The 11097-nt window shown below is 75.0% G+C and carries 7 protein-coding genes; 3 read left to right on the forward strand and 4 right to left on the reverse strand.

Going from position 1 to position 11097, the window contains the following annotated elements; genetic code table 11:
* Positions 1–91 precede the first annotated feature (91 nt).
* Positions 92–3727 (forward strand): S8 family serine peptidase, encoded by a 3636-nt coding sequence (locus ACZ67Q_RS20090; RefSeq protein WP_471183754.1) that lies wholly within the window; start codon positions 92–94, stop codon positions 3725–3727.
* Between the two features lie 277 nt (positions 3728–4004).
* On the opposite strand, the gene ACZ67Q_RS20095 is transcribed toward ACZ67Q_RS20090, so the two are convergent.
* The 3 genes from ACZ67Q_RS20095 to ACZ67Q_RS20105 form a co-directional block, all read right to left on the reverse strand.
* Positions 4005–5342 (reverse strand): carboxyl transferase domain-containing protein, encoded by a 1338-nt coding sequence (locus tag ACZ67Q_RS20095; RefSeq protein WP_471183757.1) that lies wholly within the window; start codon positions 5340–5342, stop codon positions 4005–4007.
* Positions 5335–6783, reverse strand: coding sequence for an acyl-CoA synthetase (locus tag ACZ67Q_RS20100; RefSeq protein ID WP_471183760.1), 1449 nt, complete (start codon positions 6781–6783; stop codon positions 5335–5337). The genes ACZ67Q_RS20095 and ACZ67Q_RS20100 overlap by 8 nt, the downstream gene beginning before the upstream one ends.
* A gap of 72 nt (positions 6784–6855) precedes the next feature.
* On the reverse strand, positions 6856–7458 hold the full coding sequence (locus tag ACZ67Q_RS20105; protein ID WP_471183762.1) for a hypothetical protein: 603 nt from the start codon (positions 7456–7458) through the stop codon (positions 6856–6858).
* A gap of 144 nt (positions 7459–7602) precedes the next feature.
* Here ACZ67Q_RS20105 and ACZ67Q_RS20110 point away from each other — a divergent pair, with 144 nt between their 5' ends.
* Positions 7603–8376, forward strand: coding sequence for an IclR family transcriptional regulator (locus tag ACZ67Q_RS20110; protein ID WP_471183765.1), 774 nt, complete (start codon positions 7603–7605; stop codon positions 8374–8376).
* A complete protein-coding gene (locus ACZ67Q_RS20115; RefSeq protein WP_471183767.1) occupies positions 8373–9224 on the forward strand; it encodes an SMP-30/gluconolactonase/LRE family protein in 852 nt (283 codons plus the stop codon). The genes ACZ67Q_RS20110 and ACZ67Q_RS20115 overlap by 4 nt, the downstream gene beginning before the upstream one ends.
* A 433-nt stretch (positions 9225–9657) precedes the next feature.
* Here ACZ67Q_RS20115 and ACZ67Q_RS20120 read toward each other — a convergent pair whose 3' ends face one another.
* Positions 9658–11073 carry an FAD-dependent monooxygenase gene (locus ACZ67Q_RS20120; RefSeq protein WP_471183769.1) on the reverse strand — a complete coding sequence of 472 codons (1416 nt, stop codon included), beginning with the start codon at positions 11071–11073 and terminating at the stop codon, positions 9658–9660.
* Between the last annotated feature and the right edge of the window lie 24 nt (positions 11074–11097).

Below are 11097 nucleotides of genomic sequence, written 5' to 3' on the forward strand. Positions count from 1 at the left end.
CCGCCAGGGCGCCTTTCCGCCGTCTCCCGTCAACTCCCCGGCCACACAAGCCCCGTGACACTCGTCGGACACACGACGAAATGAGGCGTGGATGAGCAGAGGACCAGTCAGACGCGGGGCGAGTCTCCTGTCGGCCGGGCTCGTGATCGCCCTGCTGCCGGCGGGTGCGGGCGCAGCGGCCGGCGGCGGTACGGCCACCACCGCACCCACCGCGAGCGCCGCACGGACCGCGGACGCCGCCCGTACCGTCACCCTCGTCACCGGGGACCGGGTGACCGTCACCGACCTCGGCGGCGGCAAGCGGACCGTCACCGTCCAGCGGCCCCGGGGCGCGAGCGGTGCCGTGCGCACGCAGAGCGCGAACGGCGAGATCAGCGTCGTACCGGACGAGGCGCTGCCGTATCTGCGGGCGGGCACCCTCGACCGGCGGCTGTTCGACGTCAGCGCCCTGATCCGGCAGGGACTCACCGACGACGAGGCCGGCGCGCTGCCGCTGATCGTCACCCACGGCAAGGGCGTGCGCGCGGCCCTGCCGCGGGGGGCCGAGCGGGTGCGGGCGCTGCCCAGCGTGCGCGGGGACGCCGTGCGGGCGCCCAAGGGCCGCGCGTTCTGGCAGGCGGTCACCCGGCAGGGCGGCGTGGAGAAGGTGTGGCTCGACGCGCGGGTCACGGCCGACATGGCCGAAAGCAACGCCCAGATCGGCACACCGAAGGCGTGGGAGGCCGGGCTGACCGGCAAGGGCGTCACCGTCGCCGTCCTCGACACCGGCGTCGACGTCACCCACCCCGACCTCGCGGGCCGGGTCACCGCGACGAAGAGCTTCATCGAGGGCCAGGAGATCGCCGACCGCAACGGTCACGGCACCCACGTCACCTCCACCGTCGGCGGCAGCGGCGCCGCCTCCGACGGCCGCGAGAAAGGCGTCGCACCCGACGCCACGCTCGCGGTCGGCAAGGTGCTCAGCGACCAGGGCTCGGGCAGCGAGTCGCAGATCATCGCCGGCATGGAGTGGGCCGCGAAGGACGTCCACGCCAGGATCGTCTCGATGAGTCTGGGCTCCACCGAGCCGAGCGACGGCACCGATCCCATGGCGCAGGCCGTGAACACCCTCACCCGGGAGACCGGTGCCCTGTTCGTGATCGCCGCGGGCAACACCGGCGCGCCCTCCTCCATCGGCTCGCCCGGCGCCGCCGACGCCGCGCTCACCGTCGGTGCCGTCGACTCCGCCGACCGGGCCGCGTACTTCACCAGCGCCGGACCCCGCCACGGGGACAACGCCCTCAAGCCCGACGTCTCCGCGCCGGGCGTCGACATCCTTGCCGCCCGCTCCCGACTCACCGAGGGCAGCGGGCCGTACACCTCGATGAGCGGGACGTCGATGGCGACCCCGCACGTCGCCGGTGTAGCCGCGCTGCTCGCGCAGCTCCACCCGGACTGGACCGGTGCGCGGCTCAAGGACGCGCTGATGTCCACCTCGGAGCAACTGGACGCCTCCGCCTACGAGCTGGGCAGCGGGCGGGTCAGCGTGCCTGACGCGATCGACGCGACCGTCACCGCGACCGGCAGCGCCGACCTCGGCTTCCACAGCTGGCCGTACGACGCGAACCAGCCGGTGACCCGCACGCTCACCTACAGCAACTCAGGTGATGTCCCGGTCGCGTTGAAGCTCTCCGTGACGGGTGCGCCGGACGGTGTCGCCACCCTCGCCGACACCGCCCTGACCGTCCCCGCGCACGGCACCGCCTCCACCACCGTCACCGGCGACGGCGCCAAGGCACCCATCGGCACCACCAGCGGTCGGATCGTCGCCACCGACGTGGCCGGCACGCCTGTCGCGCACACGGTGTTCGGGCTGGTCAAGGAGGAGGAGAGGTACACGCTCACGGTGCACGTCAAGGACCGCGACGGCACACCCGCGGCCGCGAACCTCGCCGTGCAACAGCTCGCGGCCGGCGTGGACGCGTTCCCCGCGCAGGTCGGCGACTCCGGCACGCTGACGCTGCGCCTGAAGCCGGGGACGTACAGCCTGACCTCCTTCCTCGACGTGCGCGGCAGCCACGGCGCCGACTCCCTCGGCCTCGGTTTCCTCGCCGCCCCCGAGGTCACCCTGGACCGCGACCGCGAGATCACCCTGGACGGGCGCACGCTGCGGGAGGTGCGGGCCGAGGCCGGGCGGCGCACCGAGACCCGCCAGCTGCTCATGGAGTACGACCGCGACGCGGGCGGCTCCGATCTGTTCGGCGCGGTCCAGGTGCCCGTGAAGTACGACAGCGTGTTCGCGGCGCCGACCCGGAAGGTCACGCAGGGCACCTTCGAGTACCGGACCGTGTGGCGGCTCGGCAAGCCGCTCATGGAGGTGCGCGGGGTCGGCGAGGCCGTCGCGCAGCCCGGAGGGGCCCTCACCGACGGGCGGCTGCGGCTGCCGCTGGCCGACGTCGGCACCGGTCCTGTGACCGGCGTCGCGGGCAAGGCGGTCCTCGTACGTCTCACCGACGGCACCGACCCGGCGGCCCTCGCGCAGGCCGCGCAGGACGCGGGCGTGCAGGCCCTGTTCGTCACGGACGACGCGCCCGGTCGCCTGAACGCCTGGTGGGGCGCGGACGACGGCAGCGACCGGCCGTTCCCGATCGCCACGCTGAACACGGCCGACGCCCGGCGGCTGCGTCAGGCGGGACGCGTGGACCTCACCGTCACGCGCGACACGCCGTACCTGTACGACCTGTCCGAGGGGCACCCGGGCGCGATCCCGGACCGGGACCTCACCTACGCGCCCGGCACCCGGCAACTCGCCTCGGTCGGCGTGAAGTTCCACGCGGTGAAGCCGGTCTCCGGCGGTGAGTTCCGGTACTCGATCACCGGCACCTTCCCCATCGGCATCGGCTTCCAGGAGCGCGCCGACTTCCCGGCCGAGCGCACCGACTACGTCTCCACCGGTCCCGGCCAGCTGTGGCACGAGTCCGTGACCGCCGCCGACGGGGCGCTGGAGGAGCGCAGCGGGCTCGTCGCCTACCGGGGCGGCACCCGGCCCGGGCTGAACTGGTTCCGGCCGGTGTGGCACCCCTGGCTCGGCACCGGACTCGGCTGGGGACAGCAGCGCACCGGCAACCAGTTGCAGTTCAACACGCCCGGCTGGGGCGACTCCGGGCCCGATCACACCGGCTTCGGGGACGTGTGGAGCGAGGACAGCGGCATGAGCCAGGCCACGTCCGTCTACCTCGACGGGACGCTCGTCGACACCGGCCGCAGCTCCGCCGCGTACGTGTGGGACGCCCCCGCCGACGAGCACCGGTACACCGTCGTCACCGAGACGGCCCTCGACGCCGCCCGCTGGGGCAGGGCCACGCGAGGCCGCTCCGAGTGGACGTTCCGTTCGGCCGCGACCCCCGAGGACCGGCAGACCTTCCTGCCCCTGATCAACCTCGCCTACGACGTGGGCACCGACCTCGCCGGCGACGTCCGGGGCGGCAGCCGCGTGCCCGTGGGCCTCAGCGCCTCCCACGTCGAGGGCGCGCCCGGCACCGGCACGCTCGGCGGCGGCCGGCTCGAGGTGTCCTACGACGACGGGAAGACCTGGCGTCCGGTGCGCCTCGACGGCTCCGGCGCGTCCTGGCGCGGCACGCTCACCGTGCCGCGCGGCGCCGCGTCGGTCTCGTTGCGCGCGTTCGCCCGTGACGACCACGGCGGCTCGGTGCGCCAGGAGATCCTGCGGGCGGTGGGTGTGAAGTAGTCCGCTTTCGGATACACGGACGGCGGCGCCGCCTCCCTGGGACGGGGAGACGGCGCCGCTGTCGCTGCCTGGGCCTTCGCCCTAGACCAGCCAGCCGATGAAGTGGACGAGGCCGGCGAGGACGTCGGTGAGCAGGTTCATGATCGTGCTTCTCCTTGCGGTGGTGCTGTGATGTGGGACCTGTGCGTCGACTACGGTCTGCAGCCCGTCGCTTGCACACCGTGAGTATCGCTGGTCTCACCCGCCGCAGTCGCCCTCACGAGTGACGATCACCTGTTCAAGGGAACAACTGATCGCCTGTTCGGATCACGCCCAGCTCCGCCAAGTCCTGTGGGCGGATGCGGAGTTGACCCGCCGTCGCCTCGACCTCCTCCGGCGGGCGCTTGAGGATGGCCGCCGCGAGCTCCGGCGCGATGACGGAGAAGTAACTGTCCGGAGTGGCCCATGTGTTGCCGGGTGCCGCGAGCGCCAGCGCGCCGCCCGAGCCGCCCTCACCGATCACCAGCGTCGTCACCGGCGTCCGTGCCGACGCGACCGCCGCGAACACCTCCGCGATGGCCGGGCCCGCGCCCTGCCGCTCGGCCTCGGCGTCGTTGGCCGCACCCGGGGTGTCCACCAGCGTCAGCACGGGAATGTGGAGCCGGTCCGCGAGCCTGATCAGCCGGGCCGCGGTGCGATAGCCGGCCGGCCGGGTCGCCGTGCCGGTCTGGGCGGCGTAGGCGACCGTCCGCCCCTCGTGCTCACCGAACCCGCAGAGCATGCCGTCCGGGTCCCGGCCGCCGCAGCGGTCGCCGCAGATCGCGGCGCGCTGCGTGAAATAGGCGTCGAGATACTGCTGTGCGCGCGGGCGCCGGGGGTCCCGGGCTCGTCGGACGGCGTCCCAGCCCGAGACCGGAAGCTCCCGCGCCCCGAGCGCCTCCGGCATCGGTGCGGGCGCCTCGGACGGGCGGGTCAGCAGCCGCAGCCACCGCCCCAGCACCGCCCGCAGCTCACCCGGCTCCACCACCGCGTCCGCCGACCCCGCCGCCACCTGCGCCTCGGCCGTGTACGCGGCCGGGTCGGCGTCCGGCGGCCGTACCCGTGAGCCCGCGAAGCCGACCTGGGCGCCGGGCAGCGCGAGCACGACGTCGGCGCCCGCGCCGAGCGTCGCCCAGCCGCCGCCCGTCGCCGGGTCCCGCAGGACCGCTATCTGCGCCAGCCCCGCCTCCCTGGTCAGCGCCGACTGCCGGGCCACCCGCTGGAGCTGGGTGAGCGCGAGCATGCCCTCCTGCATCCGGCTGCCGCCGGTGGCGACCAGCGGCACGACCGGCAGTCGGTGGGCGCGGGCATGGGTGTACGCCTGCTCCAGCCGGTCGCCGGTGCGTTCGCCGAGGGAGCCGCCGAGGAAGCCGAACTCGAAGGAGATCAGCATCGCCCGGGTGCCCTCGACGGTGCCAGTGCCGCAGACGACGGACTCCTCCTCGCCGGTGCGTTCGGCGGCGCGGGCGCGGGCGTCGTCGTAGCCCTGCCAGCCCAGCGGGCCGTCGGGCCGCGATCGCCGCTCGGGGGCGGGAAGTTCGGCGAAGTCGTCGGTGACCAGGGCGAGGGCCGCCCGGGCGGACGCGCGCTCAGCCATGGGACAGCGCCCGCTTCATGATCTTGCCCATGTCGTTGCGGGGGAGGGCGTCGACATAGCGGACCGCGCGGGGCCGCTTGTGCGGGGCGAGCCGGTTTGCGACATGGCCGGCCAGCTCCTCGGCGGACGGCGGCGCCGCGGGGTCCGCCGGGACGATCCACGCCACCACCCGCTCGCCCAGGTCCGGATCCGGCTCCCCGGTGACGGCCGCCTCCCGCACACCCGGATGCTCCAGGAGCGCGTTCTCGATCTCCCCGGCGCCGATCTTGTACCCGCCGCTCTTGATGAGGTCGGTGGCCTTGCGCCCGACGATCCGCACATAGCCGTCCGCCTCGCGCACCGCCATGTCCCCGGTGCGGAACCAGCCGTCGTCGGTGAACGCGGCGGCGGTGGCGTCGGGCCGGTTCAGGTACGCGGTGAACAGGTTCGGGCCGCGCACCTGGATCTCGCCGATGGTCTCCCCGTCGTACGCCGCCACCGGGGAGCCGTCCTCCTGCACGAGCCGCAGCTCCACGCCCGGCAGCGGCACGCCGACCGTCCCGGCCCGGGGCTCCCCGTCGGCGCGGACGCTGGTGTTCATCAGCGTCTCGGTCATGCCGTACCGCTCGAGGACCCGCCGCCCGGTCGCCGCCGCGATCCGCTCGTGGTCGTGCACCGGCAGCGCGGCCGACCCCGACACCAGCAGCCGGGCCCCGGCCAGCGCCTTCGCCAGCTCCGGGTCGCCGGGCAGGGCCTCGGCGATGCGGTGGTACATGGTCGGCACGCCGAAGAGCATGGTGGCGCCCGAGCCCAGCTCCCTGGCCACGCCCTCGGTACTGAACCTGCCGAGGTGGCGCACCGAGCCGCCGCGGCGCAGCGGGCCGAGGACGCCCAGCACCAGTCCGTGCACATGGAACAGCGGCAGTCCGTGCACCAGCACGTCCGCTCCGGTCCACTGCCAGGCGTCGGCGAGCGCGTCCAGGGTCGCGGCGATCGCCCGGCGCGGGATGACGGCGCCCTTGGGCGGGCCGGTGGTGCCGGAGGTGTAGACGACGAGTGCGGGGTCCCTCTCGTCGGCCGCCCGGTCGTCGGGGACGGGGCCCGCGGCGCGTACGTCGACGTCGACGCGCTCGTATCCGGCCAGGGCCGCGGGGAGGTCGTCGCCGGGGGCGGCGAGCACGAGGGCGGGTGCGCTGTCGGTGAGGATGTGCCGCAGCTCCTTCTCGCCGGACTTCGGGTTCAGCGGGACGGCGGCGCCTCCGGCGAGGAGTGTGCCGATGACGCCGACGGCGGTCTCCAGGGCGGGGGTTGCCCAGACGGCGACCCGGCCCCGGCCCCGCACCCGGTCCCCGACGGCGCCGGCCGCGGCGGCGAGCTGCGCGTAGGTCAGCCGACGCTCGGCGAAGCGGAGGGCTTCCCGCTCGTCGGGGGCGTTCGTGAGGGCGGGGAAGAGGGAGGGCACGGGGGCTCCTTTTCGCGGGGGCTCGGCGTCTGCTCGGGGCTCGGCGTCCTTCCTACCCCAGGGAGGTCGAAGTCACCTCGGCTGCGACGTGACCGCCGTGCGTTGGAGCAGGCCCCAGGTGAACTCCGCGACCACCTCGTGGGGTGCTCCGCTCGCGTCCGGGGCGGTGAAGGCCAGGCCCCAGCGGGTGGGGGCCGTGCCCTCCAGGGGGCGGGCCGGTGCGAAGGCGCGGGCCGCCTCGTCGACCGTGCAGGACCAGGGGGTGAGGTCCTCCAGGGTGCGCAGGTCGGGGCCGGGGGAGTCCGGGGCGCGCACGAGCCACTCGTTCCAGACCGCGCCGCGCGGGCCGACGAGCACCTCGAAGCGCAGGTCGGGCCAGAGGGGGAGCGGCCACTGCCAGGCGGCGCACTCCAGGTCGCCGATCGTGCGCTTGCCCTCCGAGTCCGGGGGGCCGAGGACCGAGCGGTACCGGGAGGCAGCCGCGCGGGCGCGGGGCGAGCGGACCATCGCCTGCCATCGTCTGTTCGCCTCGCGCATCTCGGCCAGGGAGACGCCGAGGGTGCGGCGGGCGTCGTCCACCAGCTCCGGGTTGTGGTCGGCCATGCGGCGCAGCAGGACCAGCTGGAAGTCACGGCGGGTGAACGGGGCGGCGGGGCGCGGAGAGGAGGGCGGCACGTCCTCCATCGTTCCCCGGTTCGTCCGCGCACGTCCGCACCATTGCCCGGGCGATCGGGATATGACTAGCCTGTGTTCGTCATGCCGACAGCCTGTTGAAATATCGAACGCAGGCTTTTGACCTACAAAGGGAGGGGGCCGGCCGTGGGACGCCTCGTACCTGCCGTGACCCGGGCTCTGGACATTCTGGAGCTCTTCCTCGACGGGGACGGCACGCTCTCCGCCCCCGACATCGTGCGCAAGCTGCAACTGCCGCGCACCACCGTGCACGAGCTGGTCACCACGCTCGCCGCCCGCCAGTACCTGGTCACCGTCCCCGGTCAGCCCGGACGCTACCGGCTCGGCGTGCGCCCGTACCAGCTCGGCAGCCGCTACGCCGAGCAGCTGGACCTCGCCGCCGAGGGGCAGCAGGTGGCCCGCGCCGTCGCCGAGACCTGCGACGAGACCGTGCACGTGGCGATCCTGGAGGGCACCGACGTCATCTACATCGCCAAGGTGGACTCCACCCACGCGGTGCGGATGGTGTCCGCGGCCGGCCGCCGGCTGCCCGCGCACTGCACCTCGGTGGGCAAGATGCTGCTGGCCTCCCTCCCGGAGCAGGAGCTCGCCGCCCGCGTCCCGGACGACGCCGAGCTGGTCGCGATGACCCCGAACAGCATCACCGATCCGGCCGCCCTGCGTGAGGCCCTGGCCGAGATCCGCGCGCGCGGCATCGCGGTGGAGTCCCGCGAGTCCAACCCGGACGTGTCCTGCGTGGCCGCACCCGTGCGCGACCGCACCGGGCAGGTCGTGGCCGCGCTGTCCATCTCCGTGCCGATGATCCGCTGGAGCGAGGAGCGCCGGGCCGAGCTGGAGCAGCTCGCCGTCAAGGGCGCCGCCGAGCTGTCGGAGAACCTCGGCCACCGGAGCGCGGTGTGAGCGGGCCGGCGTACGAGGTCGCGGTGAGGGCCGAGGCGACCCTCGGCGAGGGGCCGACCTGGGACGCGGCCGCCGGCCGGCTGATCTGGCTGGACATCCTCGGCTGCCGTGTCCACACGTACGACCCGGTCACCGGCCGCCGCACGGTGCGCACCACCGAGCAGCACGTCGGCGCGGCCAAGCCCCGCGCCGGCGGCGGCCTGGTGCTGAACCTGCGCGACGGCGTCGGCCTGCTCGACCCCGACGGTGCCTTCCGCTGGCTGCACCACGAGCCGGTGCCGGGGCGCCGCGCCAACGACGCCGCCGTGGCCCCCGACGGCGCGCTGTGGGCGGGCACCATGCGCTACGACGAGGCGCCGGGCGGCGGCACCCTGTCCCGGTTCACCGGCGACGGCGCGGCCGAGGTGGTCCTCGACGACGTGGCGGTGAGCAACGGCACCGGCTGGAGCCCGGACGGCCGCCTGATGTACTACATCGACTCACCCACCCGCCGCGTCGACGTCTTCTCCTGCACCGGGGGACGCGTGGCGGACCGGCGCCCGTTCGCCGAGATCGAGGAGGGCGCCGGCTTCCCCGACGGCCTCACGGTCGACGCCGACGGCTGTGTGTGGGTGGCGCTGTGGGACGGCGCGGCGGTGCGCCGCTACACGCCCGACGGCCGCCTGGACCGGACAATCGCGCTGCCCACGCCGAGGGTGACGGCCTGCGCCTTCGGCGGGCCGGACCTGACGGACCTGTACGTCACGACGGCCCGCGTGGGTCTGGCCGCGCCGCATCCGGCGGCCGGTTCCCTGCTGGTGGTCCCGGACGCGGGCAAGGGCCTGCCACAGCCGGCGTTCGCGGGCTGACCCCACCGGGGGGGCTGACCCCGCCAGGGGGAGGGCCGGCCCGCCGGACCTTCCGCCTGCCGTGTCGGCTTCTCCGGGCGGGGGCTTCCGCATGCTGCCCCGGCTTCTCTCGCCGGGGGCCTCCGCCTGCCGTGTCCGCTTCTCTGGCCGGGGGCTTCCGCATGCCGCCTCGGCTTCTCTCGCCGGGGGCCTCCGCCTGTCGCCCCGGCTCCTCCCGCCGGACCTTCCGCCTGCCGTGTCGGCTTCTCCGGGCGGGGGGCCTCCGCCTGCCGTGTCCGCCTCTCCGGCCCGGGGCTCCCGCACGCCGCCCCGGCTTCTCCCGCCGGGCGCCTCCCCCTGCCACGTCGGCCTCTCCCGCCGGGGCTTCCGCCTGCCGCCCCGGCTCGTCCGGCTGGGGCTCCTGCCCGCCGCCCCCGCATCTCCCGCCGGGGTCTCACCCGCGCCCCGGTTCCTCCCGCCCCGTGCGGTCCAGTTCCGCCAGGATCTTGCGCTCCGCCGGGGTCAGGGGTGGTCCCGACAGGGCCGGGAGGAGGGGGCCCGTCACGGCGGCCAGGATCGCGTCGGGGCGCAGGAGGCGGGTCGGGCCCGTGCGCAGACTCGTCACGTCCCACAGCACCCGCGCCGCGTCGTGGGAAGAGGTCGCCGCGCCCGTCAGGCGGCGGGAGTAGCGGGTGACGAGGCGGTCGGCGACGCCGGGCCGGCCGCCGCGTACGTCCGGGAACCAGATGTCCTGGCCGACCGCCGACGCCCAGGCCGCCTCCACCGCCCGGGCCGCCCCGCGCTGCACCCGGCGCGCCAGGCCGGTCGCGGTGGGCCCGCCGCGCTCCAGCTCCCGGCGCAGTCCCGCGGCGCCCAGCGCGGCCACCGACATGCCCTGCCCGTAGGCCGGGTTGAACGTCGCCACCGCGTCCCCGAGCACCACGAGTCCCTCCGGCCACTCCCGCACCCGCTCCAGATAGCGGCGGGAGTTCTTGGTGCTGCGGCTGACGTGCACGTCGCCCAGCGGCTCGGCGCCGGAGATGAGCCGGCCGACGATCGGGTGCGGCAGGTCGAGCGTGTACCGCAAGAAGCCCTCCGGGTCCGCCGGCGGCTCACCGCCGCGGGTGCCGGCGAGGCTGACCATCCAGCGGCCGCCCTCGATGGGCAGCACCATGCCGCTGCGGCCCGGCCGGGACACGTACGGGTCGGCCTGCAGGACGGCCAGCGGGAAGTCCTCGGCGCCCTGGGGCGTGCGGTACACGCGCGTGGCGTTGACGAGTCCGGCGTCCACGGTCTTCTCCCGTATCCCCGACACCCCGAGCCGCTCCAGCCAGTCGACGACCCGCGAGCCGCGCCCGGCCGCCTCGACCACCAGGTCCGCGGTGAACTCCTCCCGACCGGAGGCCGTTTCCACCAGCACACCGCGCACCCGGCTGCGGGAGCCGGTGAGTTCCAGCGCCCGTCCCCGCTCGATCCGGATCCCGGGGTGCTCCAGCACCAGGTCCCGCACCACCCAGTCCAGCAGCGCCCGGCTGCACGTGATCATGCGGGGGCCGCCGTCGCGCCAGCGCCGCAGCCAGCCCTCGGGGGTGAGCGCCAGCATGCCGGAACCGAGCGGAACCTCGTGCGCACCGGCCGTCAGCAGCGCCTGCCGCACACTCACCCGCGGCAGCAGCTCCTCCATCGCGTCCAGCCCGCCCGGCATCAGCAGATGGGCGTGCCGGCCCTGCGGGAGCCCCTTGCGGTGGTCGGGACCGTCGGGCAGGTCGTCCCGCTCCACCACGACCACCTCGTCCACGGTGGCCGACAGCGCCGCCGCGGCCAGCATCCCGGCGAGGCCGGCTCCGATGACGACAGCTCTGTGCGGCATGGGGCTCCTTGGGTCGGCGAACGG

Source organism: Streptomyces sp. NPDC036813 (assembly GCF_055609245.1).